A 23,775-nucleotide genomic window follows, 5' to 3' on the forward strand; every position below is an offset into this window, starting at 1 on the left:
TTACTCGTTCTATGCGACCGGGAATTGCCGAAGCGGCTAAATTGATTCAGCCGGTCGCCAGGACCACGTGCGTTTGTGGGCTGTTCTGCGCGTCGATCTGTTCGACTTCCACGGAGCATACATCGATCAGGTTACGCATTTTTTCGCCGATCACCTGCGCTCTGTGCCAGCTCAGGCTGGCAACTTGCAGGCCGATGAGCAGCGTCTTCTCTTGTCGCGCCACACTGAGCTGGTCGGGAATCAGGTACTGCATTGCAAACAGGTTCAGCACCTGACAAAGCAATGCAGGCTCGGCTGCAGCAACAATTTGGTAGCGCGCACAGCATGCCGCATTGCTGGATGACCAGTTGTCGGGACGCTGCAAGGTGGCGGTAACGGCTTCCAGGTCAGGCATGTGGATACTCCAGAACAGTGGGAGAATCTTTACATGCCAAAAAAGAAATTTCTGGTCCATCATCATCTGGATTAGGCTTGATTGGACTTGTTAATGCGTAAAAAGCCAATGCGGAAAATTAATTATGCAAACCGAGCTGGACGTTTACGACCGCAAGATTCTGGCGCTGCTACAAGAGGACGCGTCGCTCTCCAGCGCGCAGATTGCCGAGCAGGTCGGCCTCTCGCAATCGCCTTGTTGGCGGCGCATTCAGCGGCTCAAGGATGAAGGGGTCATTCGTCGTCAGGTTGCGTTGCTGGATCGCAAGAAAATCGGCCTGAACACACAGATTTTCGCCGAGGTGAAACTCAACGCCCACGGGCGCTCCAACCTCACCGAGTTCACCGACTCGATTCGTGGCTTCCCGGAAGTGCTGGAGTGCTATGTGCTGATGGGGTCGGTGGATTTTCTGCTGCGTATCGTGACGCCGGATATCGAGGCATACGAGCGGTTCTTCTTCGAAAAGCTGTCGCTGGTGCCCGGCATTCAGGAAGTGAACTCGACAGTGGCGCTGTCCGAGATCAAATCCACCACCAGCCTGCCGCTGCTGCGCCAGGGTGGCTGAACGTGCGCTTTTGACCATCCCGCATGCTCAAGATCGGACGCAGAGCGTCCAGAACGGCGTCCCCACGCGGAGCGTGGGAACGATAGTTAACCTACGCATCAAGATGACTATCGTGCCAATGCTCCGCGTTGGCATGCAGTTCGTGACGCTCTGCGTCACAAGTTTGCGCCGCACCGAATACTCAAGATCGGACGCAGAGCGTCCAGAACGGCGTCTCCACGCGGAGCGTGGGAACGATAGTTAACCTACGCATCAAGATGACTATCGTGCCAATGCTCCGCGTTGGCATGCAGTTCGTGACGCTCTGCGTCACAAGTTTGCGCCGCACCGAATACTCAAGATCGAACGCGGAGCGTCCAGAACGGCGTCTCCACGCGGAGCGTGGGAACGATAGTTAACCTACGCATCAAGATGACTATCGTGCCAATGCTCCGCGTTGGCATGCAGTTCATGACGCTCTGCGTCACAAGTTTGCGCCGCACCGAATACCCAAGATCGGACGCAGAGCGTCCAGAACGGCGTCCCCACGCGGAGCGTGGGGACGATAGTTAATCTACGCATCAAGATGACTATCGTGCCAATGCTCCGCGTTGGCATGCAGTTCGTGACGCTCTGCGTCACAAGTTTGCGCCGCACCGAATACCCAAGATCGGACGCAGAGCGTCCAGAACGGCGTCCCCACGCGGAGCGTGGGGACGATAGTTAACCTACGCATCAAGATGACTATCGTGCCAATGCTCCGCGTTGGCATGCAGTTCGTGACGCTCTGCGTCACAAGTTTGCGCCGCACCGAATACTCAAGATCGAACGCGGAGCGTCCAGAACGGCGTCTCCACGCGGAGCGTGGGAACGATAGTTAACCTACGCATCAAGATGACTATCGTGCCAATGCTCCGCGTTGGCATGCAGTTCGTGACGCTCTGCGTCACAAGTTTGTGCCGCACCGAATACCCAAGATCGGACGCAGAGCGTCCAGAACGGCGTCCCCACGCGGAGCGTGGGGACGATAGTTAACCTACGCATCAAGATGACTATCGTGCCAATGCTCCGCGTTGGCATGCAGTTCGTGACGCTCTGCGTCACAAATTTGCGCCGCACCACACGTTCAAGATCGGACGCGGAGCGTGGGGACGATAATCAACGCCACGAAATCCAGCCGTTACAAACGCAACAGGGTTTTCCACGCGCGGCTCTGGAATACAGTGATTGCCTGTTGCACGCGTGCATCAAGGACTTCATCGCTGATGTCCAGATTGGCCAGTTCTTCCAGCTTGCGTAGTTCGCCGTACAGGCGGTCCAGCTCCGGCAGGTCCAGTGCGCCGCGTGCCCAGTGCAGCCAGGCCTGGATGCGCTCGATGCGCGGTAGTTGTTCGGCCAGGTCTTCTGGCTGCTGCTGATAGCGGCTCAGTTGCAGCGACGTCGCTTCTTCACCCAGCAGGCGTGGCAGCCAGCTGCTCAACAGCGCAGCGCCCTGACGATTGCCACGGGTGTTGCGCTCTGTGGTCCAGCTGCGCGCCAGCAACCAACGCGAAGTGTTCAGCGAGAACTCGCCCCAACGGGTGTCCTGCAATTCTTCCAGAAACTGCTCGTGGGCGGCACCGCGTACATCGGCATCTTCCTGCCCGGCCTGAACCAGCGGTCGCCAGTCTTCCAGCAAGGCGTCCAGCGAGGTACGCAGTTGCGCGGTCGAGGCCCGTGGGGCGGCCTGGCCAAGGCTGCTGGTCAGGGCACGCAACTCGGCGAGCATCTCGACCCAGTCCTGCAGCAGACGCCAGTGACCGTTGAAACGGTATTGCTCGGCCAGACGCTGGCTGCTGCCCAGCAGGTGCCAGGCCAGCGCGGAGTAGGCTTCGTCGAGCGGAGTTTCTGCATTCAGTGCGGGTGCTGGCAGGCTCAGCGAGTAGCTGCCGGCATCAAGCAGGCGATAACCGCGCTCTGCCTTGCTGATATCGCACGGCATCAACGGCAGCGTTGCAGCCAGCTCGGCGGCCAGTTCCAGCAGCGCGGCAGGTTCGCCTTCGCGCAGCTCAAGCTCCAGCTCGCAGATTTCTTCCTTTTGCTTGCCTGCAACCACTTGGCCCAGGTCCAGCGCGGCTTCGATCACCACTTTGGTCTTGCCACGACCCCAGGCAATTTCGGCCTTTTCACGGATGAAATCGGTGGTGAACAACGGCTTGATGGTTTTCTTGTCCAGCCCGGCCAGTTGCTCGGGCCAGCAATCGCCTTCGAGCTTTTTCAGGTCGAGCTTGGCTTTGCTCAGGTCCCAGTTGTATTCATTGCGCTCGGACAGGCCGGCAACACTTTGCCCGCGCGTCTTCATGGTCTGGATGATCTGATCGCCATCGCGACGGATGCGCAGGGCGACTTTGGCCTGTGCCAGCTCGCCCTCTGGGGTATCGAAATACTGATTCGACAGTTCAAGGCGCTCCCAGCCACTCTTGTTGCGCTTCTTGAGCAACGGATGTTCGCGCAGTGCAGCGAGGGTCTCGCGGCTGACGCGGAGTTTGATTTCTGTTTCTTTTTGCATGGCCGGGGGAATCCAAACGCTGATACTGATAAACGGGAGCGCAGCCCATGACTGAACGGCTGCTAAGGCCGTCAGTGTACAGGACATGGCCCGAAACGGTTTATTCCTGGGTTGCTATGGCCCTATGATGGGCCGTGTTTCGTCTTGATTACAGGAAGCGCCCATGCCGTTGCCGTCCATGAAAGACCAGTTCGCCGCCTTGATCGCTGCGCCATCGGTGAGCTGCACGCAGCCTTCTCTGGACCAGACCAACCGGCCTGTCATCGATCTGCTCGCCGGATGGCTCGGGGATCTGGGTTTTGCCTGCGACATCCAGCAGGTTTCCCCCGGCAAGTTCAATCTGTTGGCAACTTATGGCACAGGCCCGGGCGGCCTGGTGCTGGCGGGCCACAGCGACACCGTACCGTTCGACGAGGCGCTGTGGAAAACCGACCCGTTGAAACTCACCGAAGTCGATGGCCGCTGGGTCGGGCTGGGCAGCTGCGACATGAAGGGCTTCTTTGCGCTGATCATCGAGGCGGTGCGTGGGCTTATTGGTCAACCCTTCAAACAGCCGCTGCTGATCCTCGCCACCTGCGATGAAGAAAGCTCGATGGCCGGGGCTCGCGCACTGGCAGAGGCCGGACGTCCGCTGGGCCGCGCAGCAGTTATCGGAGAGCCGACCGGGCTCAAGCCGATTCGCCTGCACAAAGGCGTAATGATGGAGCGCATCCACATCCTCGGGCGCAGCGGCCATTCGTCCGACCCGAGCCTGGGCCACAGCGCGCTGGAGGCCATGCACGACGCGATCAGCGAACTCAAGGGCCTGCGTACGCAATGGCAGGCGCAATACCGCAACCCGCAGTTCACTGTGCCGCAACCGACGCTGAATCTGGGCTGCATTCATGGTGGCGATAACCCGAACCGGATTTGTGGCCAGTGCTCGCTGGAATTTGACCTGCGCCCACTGCCGGGCATGGACCCTGAGGTGCTGCGGGCAGCCATTCGCCACAAGCTTGAGCCGCTGGCCGAGCTGCACCAGGTAAAGATCGACTATGCTCCGCTGTTCCCCGAGTGTGCACCCTTCGAACAGGCTGCTGACGCTGAACTTGTGCGCGTTGCTGAACGACTGACCGGTCATACGGCTGCAGCAGTAGCATTCGGCACCGAAGCGCCTTATCTTCAGCGCCTTGGCTGTGAAACGCTGGTGCTCGGCCCGGGCGATATCGCCTGTGCGCATCAGCCGGGGGAATACCTCGAAATGTCACGTCTGGACCCTACAGTGCGTCTGTTACGTCAATTGATCGAACATTACTGCCTGACTCCCCAGTGAGCCCGGTACTACCAACGTTGAATAAAAGGAGATTGCGCGTGTTGCCAAGCCTGTTCCGACGATAACCACCACACCGTTGTGCGTGCTTTTTCTCTTCGTCCATTTTCTCTACAGGCTCTTGTTGTCATGCCCGAATACGTCAACTGGCTTCGCCACGCGTCTCCGTACATCAATGCTCACCGTGATTGCACCTTCGTCGTCATGCTGCCCGGCGACGGCGTTGCGCACCCTAACTTCGGCAATATCGTCCACGACCTGGTGCTGCTGCACAGCCTGGGCGTGCGTCTGGTGCTGGTGCACGGCTCGCGTCCACAGATCGAAAGCCGCCTGGCCCAGTGCGGCATTACGCCGCGTTACCATCGCGACATGCGCATCACCGATACCGAGACGCTGGAGTGCGTGATCGATGCTGTGGGTCAACTACGCATTTCGATCGAGGCGCGCCTGTCGATGGACATGGCTGCTTCACCGATGCAGGGCTCGCGGCTGCGGGTGACCAGTGGCAACGTGGTAACTGCACGGCCTATCGGCGTGCTGGAAGGGGTCGATTATCAGCACACCGGCGAAGTGCGTCGGGTTGACCGCAAGGGCATCAATCGCCTGCTGGATGAGCGTCATATTGTGCTGCTGTCGCCGCTGGGCTATTCACCGACCGGCGAGATTTTCAATCTGGCCTGTGAAGACGTCGCCACGCGTGCCGCCATCGATCTGGCTGCCGACAAACTGCTGCTGTTCGGTGCCGAAACCGGGTTGCTGGACGAGCAGGGCCGACTGGTGCGCGAGCTGCGTCCGCAACAGGTGCCTGCGCACTTGCAGCGTCTGGGCACCAACTATCAGGCTGAATTGCTCGATGCAGCGGCCGAGGCCTGCCGCGGTGGCGTGGCGCGCAGCCATATTGTCAGCTATGCCGAGAATGGCGCACTGCTGACCGAGCTGTTTACCCGCGACGGTGGCGGTACGCTGGTTGCGCAGGAGCAGTTCGAACTGGTGCGCGAAGCGGTCATTGAGGACGTCGGCGGCTTGATGGACCTGATCACGCCGCTGGAAGAGCAGGGCATTCTGGTACGTCGTTCCCGCGAAGTGCTGGAGCGCGAGATCACTCAGTTCAGCGTGGTCGAGCGGGAAGGGCTGATCATTGCCTGCGCGGCGCTGTACCCGATTGCGGACTCGGAGTCAGGCGAATTGGCATGTCTGGCCGTCAATCCGGAATATCGCCACGGTGGGCGCGGGGACGAGTTGCTGGAACGCATTGAAAACCGCGCCAGAGCGCTGGGTATCAAGACCCTGTTCGTCCTCACCACCCGTACCGCGCACTGGTTCCGTGAGCGTGGCTTCGAGCCCAGCAGCGTCGACCGCCTGCCAAGCGCCCGCGCGTCGCTGTACAACTACCAGCGTAATTCGAAGATCTTCGAAAAGGCGATTTAAGCCTGAGGGTGGACGCAGAGCATCCAGAACGGCATGCGGCGCGGAGCGTCGCACGATAAGTATTTTGTGGGAGTGAGCTTGCTTGCTCACACAGTAATTGCGCGTATCAATTGCTGATCGACAGAATGCTCGCCTGATACGACCCCACGAATGTGTCGAAATCCACCACTTCCTCGGTTGCTTCCAGCTCGGCCTGTTCTTCGATCGAGGTTTTGGCCTGGGCTTCGAAGTCTGCCTGTTCCTGAGCGCTCAGCGGGTGAGTGCGGAAGTATTCGGCGTGTGCCTGACTCTGGCGCAAAGAGAAAGCGGTAAAGCCCTCGTTATGCGCTTTCATGCTGGCCAGCACCTGGGCGGAAGGTGTAAGCGACGCATCGTCGATCTTTGCCTGTTGCACGGCAATCGACTTGATGTGCTCATCGATGCCCTGGGCCTGATCCAGCAGTCGGGCAATCGGTGTGATTTTTTCCAGCAGCTCGGTTGCCCAGGTCTTGAGATCAACAGGGCTGTTGTTGCGCTGCAGGCTCAGGCCCGGACGGCGACCTTCCTTTACCACTGCCAGGAAGTTCGAGCTTGCATTGGAACACTCATGGCTTGCCAGTTGCTGGCTTTCCTCAAGCGCGCAGTACAGCACGAACGCATCGATGAAGCGTGATTGCTCCAGGCTGATGCCGGTAGGCAGGAACGGGTTGATGTCCAGGCAGCGCACTTCAACGTACTGCACACCACGGGCCACAAGCGCCTGAATAGGGCGCTCGCCGCTATAGGTCGCACGCTTGGGGCGAATGTTGGAGTAGTACTCGTTCTCGATCTGCAAAACGTTGGTGTTCAGCTGAACCCACTCGCCGTTCTGGTCATGAGTGCCGACATCGACGTAAGGCTTATAAGGCGTGGCCACGGCCTTGCGCAGGCTGTCGGTGTAGCTGACCAAGTCGTTGTAGCAAGGGGTCAGGTCGGCCTGGGCGTCGCTTTGATAGCCCAGATCGCTCATACGCAGGCTGGTGGCGTACGGCAGATACAGGGTGTCGGCGTCGAAATGTTGTTCCAACTGATGTTTGCGGCCGCGCAGGAAACCCGCATCCAGCGCTGGTGAAGCACCGAACAGGTACATCAGCAGCCAGCTGTAGCGGCGGAAGTTGCGGATCAGCGCGATGTAGGAATGCGATTGGTAGTCGCGCGCGTCGCCAGCGAAGTCTTCGGTCTGCTTGAGCAGCGCCCAGGCGTCTTCCGGCAACGAGAAATTGTAATGAATGCCAGCGATGCACTGCATGGTCTTGCCGTAACGCAGCGCCAGGCCCTTGCGGTACACGTATTTGAGCTTGCCGATGTTCGACGTGCCGTAATAGGCAATCGGTGTGTGCTCTTCATCGGGCAGCGGGCATGGCATCGACGGGCTCCAGAGCAACTCGTCGCCCAGCTTGCTGTAGGCGAAGCGATGGATCTTGTCCAGGCTATCGATGGTCTCGGCCGGGTTCTTCAGCGCAGGCGTGATGAACTCCAGCAGCGATTCGGAATAGTCGGTCGTGACCTGACCGTTGGTCAGTGCAGCACCCAGAGCTTGCGGGTGAGGCGTCTGTGCCAGTTCTGCGGTTGCGGTAACGCGCAGGCACTCGCGCTCGATACCGTGCAGGCACTGCTCCAGCAGAGAGAGGTTGTTGCGCTCGCCGAGCAATGCAAGACGACGGTTTAAAAGTTCGCTCAAGGTGTAATCCTTCACGCATCGGTCGCCCCGATATGGGGGTGGACTTGACGGTCTACAAGGGTGAAGAAAGGAACTGGCGTAGTCGCCTGGTTGGTCTGTAGCGCCTGTTCACAATCACTGCTCTATGTCGTACCACCCAAATGGACTCGGCACCACGCTAATGGTGCCGAAATTAACCTAAATGATGTCGATACGGCTAGGTTCTGTTCACAGTGATTGCTTTCATCAGCCTTTATTGCAGTCTAGATGACTGCGAATGTGCCCTGGGCTTTGGCGACGAGTTTATCGCCCTGAACGACTTCCGCCTCGACGACCAGCGTCCTGCGGCCCGCGTGCAGCACCTTGGCGATGCATAACACCTCGCCATCGGAGACGCCGCGCACATAGTTGATCTTGCACTCGATGGTGACACTGCGCTGGTCGAAACCGTGGGAGCTGGAGCAGGCCAGCCCCATGGCGATATCGACCAGACTGAAGATTGCCCCGCCGTGCATCACGTTGCCGCGATTGCGCAGATGCGCCTCCAGCGGCAACGCAACCTCCGCCACGCCCTCGTCCAGACGCCGCAGTTCGCAGCCGAGCATCTTGAAGTAGGCACTTTGGGTCAGATCTTCAGGAATATCCATCAGCGCTTCTTCAACTGCTTGGCATTGGCAAACAGCGAAGCCATTGCGTTGTTGATGGGCGCGGGTGCTGTGGTTTCCTTGCGTGGAGCGCTGTTCTGCTGGCGAGGCGAGGAACCTGGGCGTGCACCGCGTGCACCGTCGACCTTCTCGCCGGGCGTGTCGCTCATGCGCATCGACAGGCCGACGCGTTTGCGCGGAATGTCGACTTCCATGACCTTCACTTTCACCACATCACCGGCCTTGACCGCCTCACGCGGGTCCTTGATGAACTTCTCGGACAATGCCGAGATGTGTACCAGACCGTCCTGATGCACGCCGATATCGACGAACGCACCGAAATTGGTGACGTTGGTGACCACGCCTTCGAGAATCATGCCCGGTTGCAGGTCCTTGAGTTCTTCGACACCGTCCTGAAACTCTGCCGTCTTGAACTCCGGACGCGGGTCGCGACCCGGTTTTTCGAGTTCCTGCAGAATGTCGGTCACAGTTGGCAGACCAAAGGTCTCGTCGGTGAATTTCTTCGGGTCCAGGCGTTTGAGAAAGCTCGCATCGCCAATCAACGAGCGAATATCGCGGTCGGTTTCTGCCGCAATACGCTGCACCAGTGGATAGGCTTCCGGGTGAACGGCAGAAGAGTCCAGCGGGTTGTCACCGGTCATCACGCGCAGGAAGCCTGCTGCCTGTTCAAAGGTCTTTTCGCCCAGACGGCTGACTTTCTTCAGCGCTGCACGCGTCTTGAACGCGCCGTTTTCATCGCGATGCGCAACGATGTTCTGCGCCAGTGTGGTGTTAAGCCCGGAAATCCGCGCCAGCAACGCCACCGAAGCGGTGTTCACGTCCACGCCCACAGCGTTCACGCAGTCTTCAACCACCGCGTCCAGGCCGCGCGCCAGTTTCAGCTGCGAGACGTCATGCTGATACTGACCGACACCGATGGACTTGGGATCGATTTTCACCAGTTCGGCGAGCGGGTCCTGCAAGCGACGGGCAATCGAGACCGCGCCACGGATCGATACGTCGAGGTCCGGGAATTCCTTGGCGGCCAGTTCCGACGCGGAATAAACCGATGCGCCTGCTTCGGAAACCATGACCTTGGTCATTTTCAGACCTGGGTATTTTTTGATCAGGTCAGCGGCGAGCTTGTCGGTTTCGCGGCTGGCGGTGCCGTTGCCGATAGCGATCAGGTCGACCGAGTGCTTGGCACACAGGGCAGCCAGCACAGCAATGGTCTGATCCCACTGGTTCTTCGGCACATGCGGGTAAACGGTCGCGTAGTCGAGCAGCTTGCCGGTTGCGTCCACCACAGCGACCTTGCAGCCGGTGCGCAGGCCCGGGTCCAGACCCAGTGTGGCGCGCTGGCCAGCCGGGGCGGCGAGCAGCAGGTCGTGCAGGTTGTGGGCGAAAACGTTGATGGCTTCGGTCTCCGCGCCGTCGCGCAGCTCGCCCAGCAGGTCGGTTTCCAGGTGGCTGTACAACTTGACCTTCCAGGTCCAGCGCACCACCTCTGCCAGCCATTTGTCTGCGGGGCGGTTCTGGTTCTGGATGCCGAAGCGTTCACCGATCATCAGTTCGCAAGGGTGCATGGCACCCGGCAGTTCTTCACCGACTTTCAGTGCGGAGCTGAGAAAACCTTCGTTGCGGCCGCGGAAAATCGCCAGTGCACGGTGCGAAGGCATGCTCTTGAGTGGCTCGTCGTGTTCGAAATAATCGCGGAACTTGGCACCCTCCTCTTCCTTGCCCGGCACCACGCGTGCGCTGATTACTGCTTCCTGTTTGAGGAAGCTGCGCAACTTGTCGAGCAACGATGCGTCTTCGGCGAAGCGTTCCATCAGGATGCACTTGGCGCCTTCCAGCGCAGCCTTGACATCGGCCACGCCTTTCTCGGCGTCGACAAAACGGGCTGCTTCGGTTTCAGGAGCGAGGCTCGGGTCGTTGAACAGGCCGTCAGCCAGCTCGCCCAGACCGGCTTCAAGGGCGATCTGGCCCTTGGTGCGACGTTTCTGCTTATAAGGCAGGTACAAATCTTCAAGGCGGGTCTTGGTGTCGGCCAGCTTGATGTCGCGAGCCAGCTCCGGGGTCAGCTTGCCTTGCTCTTCAATGCTGGCAAGAATGCTGACACGCCGGTCATCCAGCTCACGCAGATAGCGCAGGCGTTCTTCCAGATGGCGCAATTGCGTGTCATCAAGACTGCCGGTCACTTCCTTGCGGTAGCGGGAAATGAAGGGCACGGTCGAGCCTTCATCCAGTAGTGCTACGGCCGCTGCGACCTGTTGTGGGCGTACGCCGAGTTCTTCGGCGATGCGGCTGTTGATGCTGTCCATAAAACCACCTGGAGTTGTGAGCAAAAAACTGGGCTATGTACGAATTGCCTTGCCTGAATATCATCCGCCAGCATTTATTTTCAGCGCTGGCGAACCGCCACAAGGCCAGCGTTGCCTGACTTTGAGGGCGGCGCATTATACCCGGCGAAGGCGGATTAGGGGATCGGCCGACAAATGTGGTCTTTTTTCGGCGAAAAAGCCTGCACAAGTGCCGCCTTCAGTAAAATCTGCTAACAATGCACAAGGTGCGCATCACCGCAGCTACGCCATAATGCGCCCCGAGATCAGAGGAGCATCCGATGAGCAGCACCGCACAAAATGCTGAAGGCGAAAAAATCCTTATTGTCGATGACGATCCGGGGCTGAGCAGTCTCCTGGAACGTTTTTTCACCAGCAAGGGCTACCGGGCCCGCGCCGTGGCAAACGTGGAGCAAATGGACCGACTATTGGCCCGCGAGGTGTTCAACCTTGTGGTGCTGGACTTGATGCTGCCCGGAGAAGACGGCCTTTCAGCCTGCCGTCGTCTGCGAGCCGCGAACAATCAGGTGCCGATCATCATGCTGACCGCCAAGGGCGATGAGCTGAGCCGCATCAAGGGGCTCGAACTGGGTGCTGACGATTACCTGGCCAAGCCGTTCAACCCGGACGAGTTGATGGCGCGGGTCAAGGCTGTTCTGCGTCGTCAGGCTGCGCCTGTACCCGGCGCGCCCGGCAGTGAAGACGAGTCGGTCAGTTTCGGCGACTACGAGCTGTCCCTGGCAACCCGCGAACTCAAGCGTGGCGACGTGGTGCACATGCTGACCACGGGTGAATTCGCGGTACTCAAGGCTCTGGTCATGCACGCTCGCGAGCCGCTGACCCGTGACAAGCTGATGAACCTGGCCCGCGGCCGGGAGTGGGATGCGCTGGAGCGATCCATCGACGTACAGATCTCCCGTCTGCGTCGCCTGATCGAGCCGGATCCTTCCAAGCCCCGCTATATCCAGACCGTCTGGGGCGTAGGCTATGTATTCGTTCCGGATGGTGCTGGTAATCGCTGATAAGCCGGTTGTCAGCACAGAAGTCCGTCGTTCCCGCCAGTTACGTCGATAATCTCTTTCAAGGTTATCGGCGTACTGGTTTTTTGCGTTCGTCCATCGGGTCCGGCCCGCGTTCGGCAAACCTGCGAGCCTCGCTCGCCTTGCAAAGTGTATGGCTGCAGTTATGAAGACTCCGCTCTGGTTTCCGCAAAGCTTTTTCTCTCGCACGCTCTGGCTGGTGCTCATCGTCGTGCTGTTTTCCAAGGCCCTGACGCTGGTTTATCTGCTGATGAACGAAGACGTGCTGGTCGACAGGCAGTACAGCCACGGCGTTGCGCTGACGCTGCGCGCGTATTGGGCTGCCGATGAAAACGATCGTGAGGCGATTGCCGAAGCGGCCGGTCTGATTCGGGTCGTAGGCGGTGGCGTGCCGGAAGGTGAGCAGCACTGGCCGTACAGTGAGATCTACCAGCGGCAGATGCAGGCCGAGCTGGGTGCCGATACGGAAGTGCGTCTGCGTGTGCACGCACCGCCCGCGCTCTGGGTCAGGGCGCCGAGCCTTGGGGATGGCTGGCTGAAAGTACCGCTTTATCCGCACCCGTTACGCGGCCAGAAAATCTGGAGTGTGCTGGGCTGGTTCCTGGCCATCGGGTTGCTCTCCACGGCGTCGGCGTGGATTTTTGTGCGTCAATTGAATCAGCCGCTCAAGCGTCTGGTCTTTGCGGCTCGACAGCTGGGGCAGGGGCGCAGCGTACGCTTGCCGGTCAGTGACACACCCAGTGAGATGACCGAAGTCTATCGGGCCTTCAATCAGATGGCCGAAGACGTCGAGCAGGCAGGGCAGGAGCGCGAACTGATGCTGGCCGGCGTCTCCCATGACTTGCGTACACCACTGACGCGTCTGCGCCTGTCTCTGGAGCTGATGAACGACAATGAGTTCTCCGAAGGCATGGTGCGGGATATCGAGGACATGGATGCCATTCTTGACCAGTTCCTGGCGTTCATTCGCGATGGGCGTGACGAAGAGATTGAAGAAGTCGATCTGGGGCATCTGGTGCGCGACGTGGTTGCACCCTTCAATAACGATGAAGACAGTATCCGTCTGTGTCTGGAACCGATCCCGCCCTTCCCGCTGAGGCGCGTATCGATGAAGCGTCTGCTGACCAACCTTATCGGCAACGCCAGGCATCATGCCGGTAACGGTATCGAAGTGGCCGCTTATGTATCCGGTGACAGAAATGCGCCGTACGTAGTGTTGAGCGTACTGGACAGAGGCGCAGGCATCGATCCATCCGAGCTTGATACCATCTTCAACCCGTTCATTCGCGGTGATCGCGCCCGCAGTGGCAAGGGGACCGGCCTGGGGCTGGCTATCGTCAAGCGCATCGCTGCCATGCACGGCGGCAACGTCGAGTTGAGAAATCGTTCGGGGGGAGGCCTGGAGGCGCGAGTGCGTTTGCCTTTAGGGCTGATGCTGCCGAGGGACGCTATCTAGAAAGAATCGTAAAGGTCATAAAGCGCCGTGCGGGTCATGGAGGATGTTCGACAGGTCGACGCATTCTTGAGGACTTGCACGGCAGCTTGCCTGACCCGGCCCTTGGCGGAGGTACTCCCTGTACCCCTAGGTCACGCCGATCCATTCGATCAACGCATCCCGGCCCCTTGGTCATGCGCGCACCTTCCTCAGGCCGCACAAACAAGAAGAGAGGTATCGGCTTCTGAAGCCGATACCTTCTTCTGAATCAATACCAGTTCGGGTCTTTGCGCAGCTCTTCATTCAAGAGCTTTTGCATACCCTCGTCAGGCTTACCCAGGTAGCGGTAAGTCGCGTGACGAGTTGGTGATTTATCTGCAGGCAAGCCCGCAGGTACTTCAACCAACATGGCGTAAGCATCTTCCATGTCGAGGCTGAAAGCCACGATCAGGCGTTTGCTTTTGCACGTATCGGCAGTTTCGCAAAGCGGCCCGACAAGATACTTGTCACCGTCTTCGGTGGCCGCTGTCATCTGCTGCTCGGAAGCCCCGGACAGGTTAATCACCCAATCCGGCAACCGCTCTTCCTTCTTGACGACCTTCGCCCAGGTTGTGCGGTACTCGGGAGCGGAGCTTAAAAGCTCGTTGACCCGAGACTGTCTATCATTGGCTGCCATGACCATGGCGCTGCCGCCCATCAACAGGGCGGCGGCCAGTGTGCGAAATGACGTGTGCATTATCAGCCTCGACCGCGACGACCGAAGAAGAACGACACAACGAACATCACGAGGAAGACGACGAACAGGATCTTGGCGATACCGGTAGCCGTGCCCGCGATACCACCGAAGCCCAGTACTGCAGCGACAATGGCGATGATCAGAAACGTGATTGCCCAACTCAACATGGTGATACTCCTTTTTGGTGCCGTTTTAATGTGAATACTGCGATTTTTCAGGTCGGGTCAGAAAACCCATTTTTGCTGCGGTGCGACTTCATCTACAGACACCAGGCCATCGACAGGGCGAAGGCTCGAGGAGGCATCCTTGACCGCTGGGGCGCTTACGCCGCGGTAAGAAATGCTGCTGGTCTGGATGAATTGCTGTCTGGCTTGAGTTGCTTCGTTGGCTTGATTCCAACGCTGGAACTGCTGAATGGCGATCAGAGTGACAAGCAGCGCAAGGAGTAGAAAAAGACCTTGCTGAATGTGCAGAGGGGAGATACGCAATTGTGCAATACGCTGGCTGTTCATCTGCAAACTCCCCTGGCCTGAGTGGGCATTCAATCTGATGGGTCGTTGTATATCGACCTTGTTGAATGGGTTATTGCAGACTGCATGCCAGTTTGTTGATGTAATTTAAATCCTTTAAAATCAATGGCCTGCGGAGTTTTGCAGAGACGTCCTACCAGCAAGCTGCACGATTACACCTTTGTAATCGTGCGTTCTGCACGAAGCGTTCAGCGTTGTGCGCCTGGGCGATCAGCCTGCGCTACGCGCCATGACCTTCAGAGCGTCGCCATTCACTCCCTTGACGCCACGAATGTTGCGCGCGATTTCCACAGCCAGTTCCTTCTCTGCAAAGTTGGCAACCACGCCGTTCAGGCTTACCACACCGGCTTTGGTATCCACTTTGATGTTGAGTCCGTCCAGCGTCCGGCTGTAAATCAGGCTCGCCTTCACCTTGCTGGTGATCCAGGCGTCGCTCATTTCCTCGGTTGGGGTCAATGTCTGGGGCTGGGTCTTGGCAGCGATCGAGTCGGCTGCGCTCAGGCTGATCAGGTTGTTGACGCTGATCACCCCGTCAGTATTGCTTGCCAGGCTGCCAGCCAGCTCTTTGGCCTCGGGGCTTTGCGCGCGGCCTTTGAGGGTGACCACGCCATCTTTGCTATCAACATCGATGGTCAGCGCTTCAGTCACGCTGCTCCACAGCAATTTGGATTTCACCGTCGCGACCAGCGTGGCATCTTCGAAACGCTGGGCCATGTTGGTTCGCGTACCAGGCTCGCTGGCAACGGCAGGGTCTACCTCCAGCTGGTTGTCGACCTTTTCGATGCCTTTGGTATCCAGCGCAATGCGTTCGGCCAGCTCACGATCAACCTCGTTTTCAACCTTGCCCTTTAGAGTCGCAGTGCCCTGGTCGACGTTTACATCGATCTTGAACGGGCTCAGATGTTTGTTCAGCGCGAAAGCTGTCCAGATCGAACCTTCCTGACGCGCCTCGGCGAGTTGGGTGGGCAAATCAGGTTGGGCGAGTACCGGGCCGCTGCCAAGCAGCGCAGCGGCGGCGGTGATCAGAGCAATCTTTTTCAGTGAAAACATATGAGCGTTCCTTTTGCGATGGGATTTCGTCTCCGAGTGGACGGCTTTAACGACATAAACGCGGATTAATCAGGCTGTTCGCCATTGGGCGTTCAGAAAGCTACCATGCATGCCGAAGAATCAATCAGAATTGACCATGCAACTTGCCCGATGATTCCGAGACTAACTGAGACAATTCATTAAGGAGCGTAGGAAAAATGGAAGCAGCCACTGAGAATCAGGGCCGTATTCTGCTTGTGGACGATGAGTCCGCCATCCTCCGCACTTTCCGGTACTGTCTGGAAGACGAAGGTTACAGTGTCGCCACTGCCAACAGCGCAGCCCAGGCTGACACGCTCATGCAGCGCCAGGTTTTCGACCTGTGCTTTCTCGATTTGCGTCTGGGTGAAGATAACGGCCTGGATGTACTGGCGCAGATGCGTATTCAGGCACCGTGGATGCGTGTGGTCATCGTGACTGCACACTCTGCGGTCGATACGGCTGTTGATGCCATTCAGGCGGGCGCAGCCGACTATCTGGTAAAGCCGTGCAGCCCCGATCAGCTGCGTCTTGCTACCGCCAAACAGCTTGAAGTGCGCCAACTGTCTGCTCGCCTTGAGGCACTGGAAGGCGAGGTTCGCAAGCCCAAAGACGGACTGGATTCCCACAGTCCTTCGATGATGGCCATTCTGGAAACTGCCCGCCAGGTTGCCGTGACCGATGCCAACATTCTGATTCTGGGTGAATCGGGGACCGGTAAAGGCGAGCTGGCACGGGCGATTCACGGCTGGAGCAAGCGGGCAAAGAAGTCCTGCGTCACGATCAACTGCCCATCGCTCACCGCAGAACTGATGGAAAGCGAACTGTTCGGCCACAGTCGCGGGGCCTTCACGGGTGCCAGTGAGAGCACTCTGGGCCGTGTGAATCAGGCGGACGGCGGCACACTGTTCCTCGACGAGATCGGCGATTTCCCGCTGACGCTGCAACCCAAGCTGCTGCGCTTCATTCAGGACAAGGAATACGAGCGTGTGGGTGACCCGGTTACCCGACGTGCCGATGTACGTATCCTGGCCGCCACCAACCTGAATCTGGAAGACATGGTGCGCAGCGGGCGCTTCCGTGAGGATTTGCTGTACCGCCTGAACGTGATCACTCTGCACCTGCCAGCCCTGCGTGAGCGCAGCGAAGACATCCTGACCCTGGCGGACCGGTTTTTGGCGCGCTTCGTCAAGGAGTACGCTCGCCCGGCTCGAGGGTTCAGTGAAGAGGCCCGTGCAGCGCTGCTCAACTACCGCTGGCCTGGCAACATTCGTGAACTGCGCAACGTCATCGAGCGTGCCAGCATCATTTGTCCGCAGGAACGTGTGGAGATCAGCCACTTGGGTATGGCCGAGCAGCCGACGAACAATGCGCCGCGTGTCGGCGCCGCCTTGAGCCTGGACGAGCTTGAAAAAGCACACATCGGAGCCGTGCTGGCGACCAGCGAAACACTTGACCAGGCCGCCAAGACGCTGGGTATCGATGCGTCGACGCTTTACCGCAAACGTAAACAGTACAACCTGTGAAAGGCCTCAAATGAAGCTGGCCATGAAACTGCGCACCCGCCTCTTTCTGAGTATCTCGGCACTGATCACCGTTGCTTTGCTCGGACTGCTGCTGGGGCTCGTCAGCGTCATGCAAATGGCCCGGACCCAGGAATCACTGATCCAGCATAACTTCGCCATTCTGGATCTGGGCTTGAAGCTGCGCCAGAACCTGGGTGATCAACTGGTGTTGATGACAGGTGCCAAGCGCGATCAGGCTGAGCTGGAAAGAATCCAGAGTCAGTTTGAAGAGCTGCTGGAGGAGGGCTCGGTACAGGATACCCAGCAAAACGTACGCAATGGTTTCGAAAAGACCAAGGGCGATTACCGGCAATTCATCGATACCTGGAAGCAATACGGCAACGATGCGCGAGGCATACGCGGCGTACCGCAGCTGAGTGACAGCTTCGACAACCTGCGTAATGGCTTGCTGGCTGTACATCGCAAGGCGCTGGAGAACATCAGCAGCGCCGAAATCAACTCCCGTGATCGTGCACTATGGATCGCGGGTTTGCTGGGGCTGGTCGGGCTGGCGGTGCTATGTATCGGCTTTGTGACTGCGCACGGTATCGCCCGGCGTTTCGGTGCGCCGATCGAGGCGCTGGCCAAGGCTGCCGATCGCATCGGAGAAGGGGACTACGAAGTCACGCTGCCTATTTCGTCGGCCGCCGAGATGAACCTGCTGACCCGGCGATTCGGCATCATGGCCGAAGCCCTGCGTCAGCATCAGGCGACCAATATTGATGAATTACTGGCTGGCCAGCAGCGTCTGCAAGCGGTTCTCGACAGTATCGACGATGGCCTGCTGATGATTGATCGCCAAGGGCATCTGGAGCACTTGAACCCGGTGGCCCAGCGTCAACTCGGCTGGGACGAGAGTCGCCTCGGGCAGAGCCTTGGAGATGCGTTGGGCCGACCTGAGCTGGATGAGCAATTGCATCTGGTACTGCGTGGCGGGACGCTGGAGCGTGCGCCGGAAGACCTGGCCATCGAAATCGACGGTGAATCGCGCCTGCTGACCTACAGCATGACGCCGGTCAGTCATACCAAAGGCCATATCCTCGGCGCGGTGATGGTGCTGCATGACGTCACCGAACAGCGTGCTTTCGAGAGGGTGCGCAGTGAGTTCGTCCTGCGCGCGTCGCATGAGCTGCGTACGCCTGTCACGGGTATGCACATGGCATTCGGTCTTCTCCAGGAGCGCCTGCATTTCGCCCCCGAAACCCGTGAGGCCGATCTGCTCAATACGGTCACCGAAGAAATGCAGCGCCTTATGCAGCTCATCAATGACCTGCTGAATTTCTCGCGTTACCAGAACGGTCTGCAGAAACTCAAACTGGCACCGTGCTCCATCGAAACCTTGCTCGAAGAAGCCAGAGCGCGATTCGAGGACAAGGCCCTTGAGCAGGACATCGTACTGATGCTGGATATGCAGGAACCCATGCCGCGCCTGCATGCCGATCAGTCCCAGCTGGAGCGGGTGCTGGACAACCTGCTGGACAATGCGCTGCGGCACACGCCGCAGAACGGTCTGATTCGTCTGCAGGCCAGGCGTCATGGCGAGCGGGCGATCATCAGCGTTGAAGACAACGGTGAGGGCATTGCCTACGGGCAGCAGGGACGAATCTTCGAACCCTTCGTGCAGGTCGGTCGCAAAAAAGGCGGTGCCGGACTCGGGCTGGCGCTGTGCAAGGAGATCGTCCAGCTGCACGGCGGGCGCATGGGGGTCTATTCAAGGCCGGGGCAGGGCACGCAGTTCTATATGGCGTTGCCGCTTTGACGGCACTGCCTTGAAAGTGCTGCCTGTATACCCTTCATAAGAGCATCAAATATCAGGTTGTGCCCTGATTAATTGACGCGGTTAAGCACCTGCAAGATGGCTGCGCTCTGTGCATCGGGTTCGCCGTCGAAGCGCGCGGGGCGGTAGTGCATCTGGAATGCCGCCAGCACCTGACGCGTGGCGGTGTCGAGCTCTCCGGTCTGCGGGGTGCTGTAACCCAGACGTGCCAGTTGTTGCTGGAACCAGCTAATACTTGGCAGGTTGGTTGCCAGCAATGCCTGATGCTGGGCAACGAGACGTTCGTCAGGCCAGATGCCGAGCCCTTCGGCAGCAAGGCGCTTCCAGGGGAACAGCGGGCCAGGGTCCTGTTTGCGCGTCGGCGCTATGTCGCTGTGGCCGATGATGTGTTTTGGATCGATTTTGTTGCGTTTGACAATGTCTTTGAGCAGTACTGTGATCGACTGGATCTGTGCTTCGGTGTAGGGGTACCACAACCGGCCTGCCGGTGTGTCCTTGAAGCCGGGGTTGACGATCTCGATGCCGATCGAGCTGGAATTAAGCCAGGTACGGCCTTCCCATTCGCTTTCGCCAGCATGCCAGGCGCGGGCGCTTTCATCGACCAGCTTGTAGATAGTGGCCTTGCTGTCATCGCCAATCAGATAGTGGCTGCTGACCTCGCCATGGGTCAGAAGCTGGAGGGATTTCTCCATCGAGGTGGAGGTGTAATGCATGATCACGTACTGAACCCGGCCATCGAAATTCACCGATGGATGGCTGGTGTCCAGCCTGGGGCCACTGGCGCAGGCAGTGAGGATGAGCAGCAGAAAGGCAGAGAAATACAGTTTCATGGGATCGGCAGCGTCAGCGGGAAATGCAATATCATAACAACATGCGTACAAATAGCTTCGGCATTGACGTGCTCGTTCAGGTCAAAATATTTCAGTCAGCCTTGTTCGACCCTGTTTCGGCCATTTTCCTTGGCCCTGTACAGCGCCTGATCGGCGCGCTTGATCGCAGTGTCACTGCGTTCAGCCGTTCGAAAAGCCGTCACTCCAATAGATACGGTGATCGTCACGCGCTCGCCCTTGAAGTGAAACGGGCATGACTCCACCGCAGCTCGAAGTTCGTCGAGCAACGTCAGCCCGGTGCCGGGAGGCGTAGCAGGCAACAGCATGACAAATTCCTCACCGCCAAACCGGGCGAGAAAATCGTCGCTGCGCAGGCGTTTCCTGAAAACGTTGGCGACGATCTTCAGCACTTTATCGCCTGCCAGGTGGCCATATCCGTCATTGATGCGCTTGAAGTGGTCCAAGTCCAGAATGCACACCAGCAGGCTGTTTTTCTCGTGTTGCCACTTGCTCATCTCCTGTTCGAGGCGCTCGCCCCAGGCTGCGCGATTGGGCAGGCCGGTGAGCGGGTCGATCAAGGCCTTTTGGCGCTGTTCTTCCAGGTGAGTCCTGAAACCCAGCGCTTCCTGCTCCATGCTCGCAACGCGGGCCGAAAGGCCTTGCAGCCGCGAGGCAACTTCCCGCTCGCGTGCGTCACGCTTGAGCTGGTAGTGGTCCATGGTGCTGAGCAAGCCTTCAAAGCGGTTGTCGAGCACCTGCTTGAGACTGGTCAGGTCGGAAGCGTCCTGAACGCTGATCTGCAGGCCGCCCACCTGTTCGCGCAACTGCTCGTTCAGGTCGCGGGCTGTGGACTGATCCTCGGCATGATCTTCACTGGCAGCCTGCAAATGGCTCTGAAACGATTCGAGCCGCTCATTGAGTTGTTTGAGGTAGGTGCTGAATTCCTGTTGGCCGCCGTTGTTGATTGCCAGCATCAGAACTGCCAGATCGTCGAGGATCGGTAGCAGTTCGTACCAGTTGAGCCCATGTTTCAAGCGTAACTGCATGTCCTCGACCTGCGGGCGGAAGTGCTCCGACAAGGTCAGGTCATCGAGCAGGCCCAGCAGGGTTTCCTCAATGTGTGCCGCCACCGAGCTGTAGCTGGGTTCTGGCGAGGAGGGCAGCGAATAACCCTCTTCGCCTTCCACCGTTTCGGTTTCTGATTCGGCATCCTCTTGCGGCTGTTCCAGTGCCTGGATGATTGGAGCAGGCCGTTGCTGGTAGGGCACTGAAGGAACGGGGCCCAGCAGGTCAGTGAAATCGATAGGCTCGACAGGGACAACCGCAGGTTCGGTGACTGTTTCGGCCAGGGCTGGAGCAAGGGCTGCTGCGGCTGGCGATGGCACAGGTGTTTCAGGTGCCGTAACGATAGCGGTTTCGGCTTCTGAAACCTGTGGCGGCAGTGTGTGTGCGTCCTTTGTCTTCTGGTTGACGATGTCGGGGGCAATGGCAGCTTCTACTTCCGCTGCGGCAACGTCTATCGGCGCTTGAGCGTTCGCGGCCTCAGGTTGCACGTGCGTCTCATGCGTTTCCTGAGCAGAAGGGGCGTTTTCGGGGTGGGCAGCCTCGGGAGGGCGCTCATTGCCATGTTCGTCCCGCGAACCGAACAAACGCTGCAGAAGCCCTTGGCGTGGGCCCTCTTCGTGCTTTTCGAGCAGGGTCAGGGCCTGGCCCTGCAAACCACTCAACTCGCTGAGCAGCAAAGGCAGCTCGCGCGCCTGCGATGCACGTTCTTCAAGGTCCTTGGCAAAGCGCTTGAGTGGCTTGCGTACCTCTCGTGGCAACGGTAGCGCTTGCAGTTGTGCAACCAGTGCGGTCAGTGCCGAGCCAATTTGCCCGACCCGTACTTCACGGCGATGCTCGGAGTCCAGTACGGCTTTTTCGAGGCGCGGAATCAAGGCTGCCAGACCGGCGTCCATATCGTCCTTGCGGACAATTTCGCGCATTTCCTTCATGCATTCATCGACGGCGCGGTCAGAGCCTTCTGCTGCCAGGCTGCTGCGCACCAGACCGCGGCGCAGCAAGTCGAGCCGCGCATCCCAGCGCTTTTCGAGCTTATCCTGTTGCTCGATTCCCTTGAGGTACTTCTCTTTCCAACGCTCCGCGTCGTCGCTCATGCAAGGCTTCCACCAGAGGGCACAGGCAGTGAGTCCCCACGCAGTGAGTCTGGCAGGCGAATCTCGACAGCAACCGGCAGGTGATCGGAAATGGGCTGCGCCAGTACCTGTACGCGTTCAAGTGTGAGGGTCGGGCTGAGCAGAATGTGGTCAAGGCAGCGTTGTGGTCGCCAGCTTGGAAAGGTCGCTTCGATTTGCGGTGCCAAAAGGCCCAGATCGCGTAGCGGCGAGTGCTCCAGCAGGTCATTGGCGTGGGTATTCATGTCGCCCATCAGCACCTGATGGCGATAACCGCCGATCAGGTCGCGAATGTAAGCCAGTTGCCGGGTTCTGGTACGAGTGCCCAGAGCCAGGTGCATCATGACCACCACAAGCGCATCTTCGCCTTCGCCGAAGCGGACAAGAATTGCCCCGCGCCCGGCCGGACCCGGCAGCGGATGATCCTCGATCTTGGTCGGGCGCAAGCGACTTAGCACACCATTGCTGTGCTGGGCGAGGCGACCGAGATTGCGATTGAGCTGTTGATACCAGTACGGAAAGCCACCCAGTTGAGCAAGGTGCTCGACCTGATTGACGAAGCCGGAGCGCATGCTGCCGCCATCGACTTCCTGCAACGCCACCAGATCGAAATCGTTGATCAGATCGCCGATTTTCTGCAGGTTGCCTGCCCTGCCGCCATGTGGCAGCAGATGCTGCCAGCTGCGCGTCAGGTAGTGGTGGTAGCGTTGGGTACTGATACCCACCTGGATATTGAAACTGAGCAAACGCAGCCTGCCGTCTTCCGGCAGGCCGTTTTGCGTCAGATGATGTTCGTTGACCTGCGGATCATGCAGGCCAACGATACGGGTGCTGCCCTTGCCCCAGCGGCGCATGGCGGGCGCTTACTTGGCGGCTGTAGCAGCCGCTCGCTCTTTGGCAATCAATTGATCGGCAACTTCCAGAGTCTTTTCCGGACCGCCGGCAGAGCCCAGGTCAAAGCGGTACTTGCCATTGACGATCATGGTCGGAACGCCAGTCACCTCATACTTCTTGGCCAGTTCCTTGTACTGGGCGATCTTGCCCTTGACTGCGAAAGAGTCGAACGTTTTCAGGAAGTCTTCCTTGTTCACGCCCTGTGTGGCGACGAAGTCAGCCATGTCATTCTTGTCGGTCAGACGCTTGCCGCCTTTCTGGATGGCTTCGAATACGGCCGCGTGAACCTTGTGCTCGACGCCCATGGTGTCGAGGGTGATGAACAGCTGGCCGTGTGCATCCCACGGGCCGCCGAACATGGCAGGGATGCGTACGAACTTGACGTCGGACGGCAGTTTTTCAATCCACGGATTGATCGTTGGCTCGAACGCGTAGCAGTGCGGGCAGCCATACCAGAACAGCTCGACGACTTCGATCTTGCCTGGCTCGGCAACAGGCACAGCGCTCGCCAGCTCGACGTATTGCTTGCCTGCCTCGATGGGCGTGGCAGCCTGGGCGGACATACCGAACAGACTGGCGGCAACCAGAGCGGCGCTGATGATCAGATTACGCATGCTTTACTCCTAAGCAGATTGAATCGCCTTCAAGCGACGGTGGTTTCGACCGAACGCGAAAGCCTGAGTTCGTTAGTGTAACGCTGAGGTTGTAAAAATGGGTGACCACGGACGGCCTTTTTGCATAAGTAGTGAAGCAGGTCATGTCTGAATGTTCCAGCCGCCAGCCAGAGCGGCCCGATACAG

Annotated in this window: 20 protein-coding genes; 7 read left to right on the forward strand and 13 right to left on the reverse strand. The window is 58.8% G+C overall.

From position 1 onward, the window contains the following. Positions 1 to 46: 46 nt before the first annotated feature. Positions 47 to 394 carry a hypothetical protein gene (locus FFH21_RS00935; protein ID WP_011167401.1) on the reverse strand — a complete coding sequence of 116 codons (348 nt, stop codon included), beginning with the start codon at positions 392 to 394 and terminating at the stop codon, positions 47 to 49. A gap of 124 nt (positions 395 to 518) precedes the next feature. Between FFH21_RS00935 and FFH21_RS00940 the strand changes: the two genes are divergently transcribed. Further along, positions 519 to 998, forward strand: coding sequence for an Lrp/AsnC family transcriptional regulator (locus FFH21_RS00940; protein WP_011167402.1), 480 nt, complete (start codon positions 519 to 521; stop codon positions 996 to 998). A 1,159-nt stretch (positions 999 to 2,157) separates the two neighbouring features. Here FFH21_RS00940 and FFH21_RS00980 read toward each other — a convergent pair. Then, positions 2,158 to 3,525 (reverse strand): inorganic triphosphatase, encoded by a 1,368-nt coding sequence (locus FFH21_RS00980; RefSeq protein ID WP_004666548.1) that lies wholly within the window; start codon positions 3,523 to 3,525, stop codon positions 2,158 to 2,160. A gap of 163 nt (positions 3,526 to 3,688) precedes the next feature. Between FFH21_RS00980 and argE the strand changes: the two genes are divergently transcribed. Together argE and argA are read left to right on the forward strand one after the other, a co-directional pair. Beyond that, the gene (argE, locus tag FFH21_RS00985; protein WP_004655269.1) at positions 3,689 to 4,837 is read left to right on the forward strand and encodes an acetylornithine deacetylase; all 1,149 of its coding nucleotides are present in this window, start codon (positions 3,689 to 3,691) and stop codon (positions 4,835 to 4,837) included. Between the two features lie 126 nt (positions 4,838 to 4,963). Continuing rightward, positions 4,964 to 6,262, forward strand: a complete 1,299-nt coding sequence (gene argA / locus FFH21_RS00990) for an amino-acid N-acetyltransferase (protein WP_041924391.1) — start codon at positions 4,964 to 4,966, stop codon at positions 6,260 to 6,262. A 106-nt stretch (positions 6,263 to 6,368) separates the two neighbouring features. On the opposite strand, the gene gshA is transcribed toward argA, so the two are convergent. The 3 genes from gshA to FFH21_RS01005 all read right to left on the reverse strand — a co-directional run bounded on the left by gshA (position 6,369) and on the right by FFH21_RS01005 (position 10,908). After that, positions 6,369 to 7,961, reverse strand: coding sequence for a glutamate--cysteine ligase (gene gshA / locus FFH21_RS00995; protein WP_041924392.1), 1,593 nt, complete (start codon positions 7,959 to 7,961; stop codon positions 6,369 to 6,371). 242 nt (positions 7,962 to 8,203) lie between these two features. Next, positions 8,204 to 8,587, reverse strand: a complete 384-nt coding sequence (locus tag FFH21_RS01000) for a PaaI family thioesterase (protein WP_004655264.1) — start codon at positions 8,585 to 8,587, stop codon at positions 8,204 to 8,206. Next, positions 8,587 to 10,908 (reverse strand): Tex family protein, encoded by a 2,322-nt coding sequence (locus FFH21_RS01005; RefSeq protein ID WP_011167406.1) that lies wholly within the window; start codon positions 10,906 to 10,908, stop codon positions 8,587 to 8,589. The genes FFH21_RS01000 and FFH21_RS01005 overlap by 1 nt, the downstream gene beginning before the upstream one ends. Before the next feature lie 299 nt (positions 10,909 to 11,207). Here FFH21_RS01005 and ompR point away from each other — a divergent pair, with 299 nt between their 5' ends. Continuing rightward, a complete protein-coding gene (gene ompR / locus FFH21_RS01010; protein WP_002555676.1) occupies positions 11,208 to 11,948 on the forward strand; it encodes a two-component system response regulator OmpR in 741 nt (246 codons plus the stop codon). Between the two features lie 163 nt (positions 11,949 to 12,111). Next, on the forward strand, positions 12,112 to 13,422 hold the full coding sequence (locus FFH21_RS01015) for an ATP-binding protein (protein WP_004655259.1): 1,311 nt from the start codon (positions 12,112 to 12,114) through the stop codon (positions 13,420 to 13,422). A 247-nt stretch (positions 13,423 to 13,669) separates the two neighbouring features. Here FFH21_RS01015 and FFH21_RS01020 read toward each other — a convergent pair whose 3' ends face one another. The 4 genes from FFH21_RS01020 to FFH21_RS01035 all read right to left on the reverse strand — a co-directional run bounded on the left by FFH21_RS01020 (position 13,670) and on the right by FFH21_RS01035 (position 15,717). Next, positions 13,670 to 14,137: an inhibitor of vertebrate lysozyme family protein gene (locus FFH21_RS01020; RefSeq protein WP_011167408.1), complete on the reverse strand. Its 468-nt coding sequence runs from the start codon at positions 14,135 to 14,137 to the stop codon at positions 13,670 to 13,672. Between the two features lie 2 nt (positions 14,138 to 14,139). Beyond that, positions 14,140 to 14,304 (reverse strand): DUF1328 domain-containing protein, encoded by a 165-nt coding sequence (locus FFH21_RS01025; protein WP_002555679.1) that lies wholly within the window; start codon positions 14,302 to 14,304, stop codon positions 14,140 to 14,142. A gap of 57 nt (positions 14,305 to 14,361) precedes the next feature. Further along, positions 14,362 to 14,649 (reverse strand): hypothetical protein, encoded by a 288-nt coding sequence (locus tag FFH21_RS01030; RefSeq protein ID WP_002555680.1) that lies wholly within the window; start codon positions 14,647 to 14,649, stop codon positions 14,362 to 14,364. A 228-nt stretch (positions 14,650 to 14,877) separates the two neighbouring features. After that, a complete protein-coding gene (locus tag FFH21_RS01035; RefSeq protein ID WP_005731654.1) occupies positions 14,878 to 15,717 on the reverse strand; it encodes a BON domain-containing protein in 840 nt (279 codons plus the stop codon). Between the two features lie 197 nt (positions 15,718 to 15,914). Between FFH21_RS01035 and algB the strand changes: the two genes are divergently transcribed. Then, entirely contained in the window at positions 15,915 to 17,261 is a 1,347-nt protein-coding gene (algB, locus tag FFH21_RS01040) for a sigma-54-dependent response regulator transcription factor AlgB (RefSeq protein ID WP_002555682.1), read from the forward strand. Between the two features lie 10 nt (positions 17,262 to 17,271). After that, positions 17,272 to 19,059, forward strand: coding sequence for a KinB sensor domain-containing domain (locus FFH21_RS01045; protein WP_005744815.1), 1,788 nt, complete (start codon positions 17,272 to 17,274; stop codon positions 19,057 to 19,059). A gap of 68 nt (positions 19,060 to 19,127) precedes the next feature. Here FFH21_RS01045 and FFH21_RS01050 read toward each other — a convergent pair whose 3' ends face one another. The 4 genes from FFH21_RS01050 to FFH21_RS01065 all read right to left on the reverse strand — a co-directional run bounded on the left by FFH21_RS01050 (position 19,128) and on the right by FFH21_RS01065 (position 23,589). Further along, complete coding sequence (locus tag FFH21_RS01050; RefSeq protein ID WP_004666542.1) at positions 19,128 to 19,907, reverse strand: N-acetylmuramoyl-L-alanine amidase; 780 nt, start codon at positions 19,905 to 19,907, stop codon at positions 19,128 to 19,130. A 95-nt stretch (positions 19,908 to 20,002) separates the two neighbouring features. After that, positions 20,003 to 22,063 (reverse strand): GGDEF domain-containing protein, encoded by a 2,061-nt coding sequence (locus tag FFH21_RS01055; protein ID WP_004655248.1) that lies wholly within the window; start codon positions 22,061 to 22,063, stop codon positions 20,003 to 20,005. Beyond that, positions 22,060 to 22,935, reverse strand: coding sequence for an endonuclease/exonuclease/phosphatase family protein (locus FFH21_RS01060; RefSeq protein ID WP_002555686.1), 876 nt, complete (start codon positions 22,933 to 22,935; stop codon positions 22,060 to 22,062). Before FFH21_RS01060 ends, FFH21_RS01055 begins: the two co-directional genes overlap by 4 nt. A gap of 9 nt (positions 22,936 to 22,944) precedes the next feature. Further along, entirely contained in the window at positions 22,945 to 23,589 is a 645-nt protein-coding gene (locus tag FFH21_RS01065; protein WP_002555687.1) for a thiol:disulfide interchange protein DsbA/DsbL, read from the reverse strand. Positions 23,590 to 23,775: the final 186 nt, after the last annotated feature.

This window comes from Pseudomonas sp. KBS0707, from assembly GCF_005937945.2.
Taxonomy (GTDB): domain Bacteria; phylum Pseudomonadota; class Gammaproteobacteria; order Pseudomonadales; family Pseudomonadaceae; genus Aquipseudomonas; species Aquipseudomonas amygdali.

Coding starts and splice junctions, on each gene's coding strand:
- FFH21_RS00935 (WP_011167401.1), bottom strand. CDS start 394: ATGCCTGACCTGGAAGCCGTTACCGCCACCTTGCAGCGTCCCGACAAC.
- FFH21_RS00940 (WP_011167402.1), top strand. CDS start 519: ATGCAAACCGAGCTGGACGTTTACGACCGCAAGATTCTGGCGCTGCTA.
- FFH21_RS00980 (WP_004666548.1), bottom strand. CDS start 3,525: ATGCAAAAAGAAACAGAAATCAAACTCCGCGTCAGCCGCGAGACCCTC.
- argE (WP_004655269.1), top strand. CDS start 3,689: ATGCCGTTGCCGTCCATGAAAGACCAGTTCGCCGCCTTGATCGCTGCG.
- argA (WP_041924391.1), top strand. CDS start 4,964: ATGCCCGAATACGTCAACTGGCTTCGCCACGCGTCTCCGTACATCAAT.
- FFH21_RS01000 (WP_004655264.1), bottom strand. CDS start 8,587: ATGGATATTCCTGAAGATCTGACCCAAAGTGCCTACTTCAAGATGCTC.
- FFH21_RS01005 (WP_011167406.1), bottom strand. CDS start 10,908: ATGGACAGCATCAACAGCCGCATCGCCGAAGAACTCGGCGTACGCCCA.
- ompR (WP_002555676.1), top strand. CDS start 11,208: ATGAGCAGCACCGCACAAAATGCTGAAGGCGAAAAAATCCTTATTGTC.
- FFH21_RS01015 (WP_004655259.1), top strand. CDS start 12,112: ATGAAGACTCCGCTCTGGTTTCCGCAAAGCTTTTTCTCTCGCACGCTC.
- FFH21_RS01020 (WP_011167408.1), bottom strand. CDS start 14,137: ATGCACACGTCATTTCGCACACTGGCCGCCGCCCTGTTGATGGGCGGC.
- FFH21_RS01025 (WP_002555679.1), bottom strand. CDS start 14,304: ATGTTGAGTTGGGCAATCACGTTTCTGATCATCGCCATTGTCGCTGCA.
- FFH21_RS01030 (WP_002555680.1), bottom strand. CDS start 14,649: ATGAACAGCCAGCGTATTGCACAATTGCGTATCTCCCCTCTGCACATT.
- FFH21_RS01035 (WP_005731654.1), bottom strand. CDS start 15,717: ATGTTTTCACTGAAAAAGATTGCTCTGATCACCGCCGCCGCTGCGCTG.
- algB (WP_002555682.1), top strand. CDS start 15,915: ATGGAAGCAGCCACTGAGAATCAGGGCCGTATTCTGCTTGTGGACGAT.
- FFH21_RS01045 (WP_005744815.1), top strand. CDS start 17,272: ATGAAGCTGGCCATGAAACTGCGCACCCGCCTCTTTCTGAGTATCTCG.
- FFH21_RS01050 (WP_004666542.1), bottom strand. CDS start 19,907: ATGAAACTGTATTTCTCTGCCTTTCTGCTGCTCATCCTCACTGCCTGC.
- FFH21_RS01055 (WP_004655248.1), bottom strand. CDS start 22,063: ATGAGCGACGACGCGGAGCGTTGGAAAGAGAAGTACCTCAAGGGAATC.
- FFH21_RS01060 (WP_002555686.1), bottom strand. CDS start 22,935: ATGCGCCGCTGGGGCAAGGGCAGCACCCGTATCGTTGGCCTGCATGAT.
- FFH21_RS01065 (WP_002555687.1), bottom strand. CDS start 23,589: ATGCGTAATCTGATCATCAGCGCCGCTCTGGTTGCCGCCAGTCTGTTC.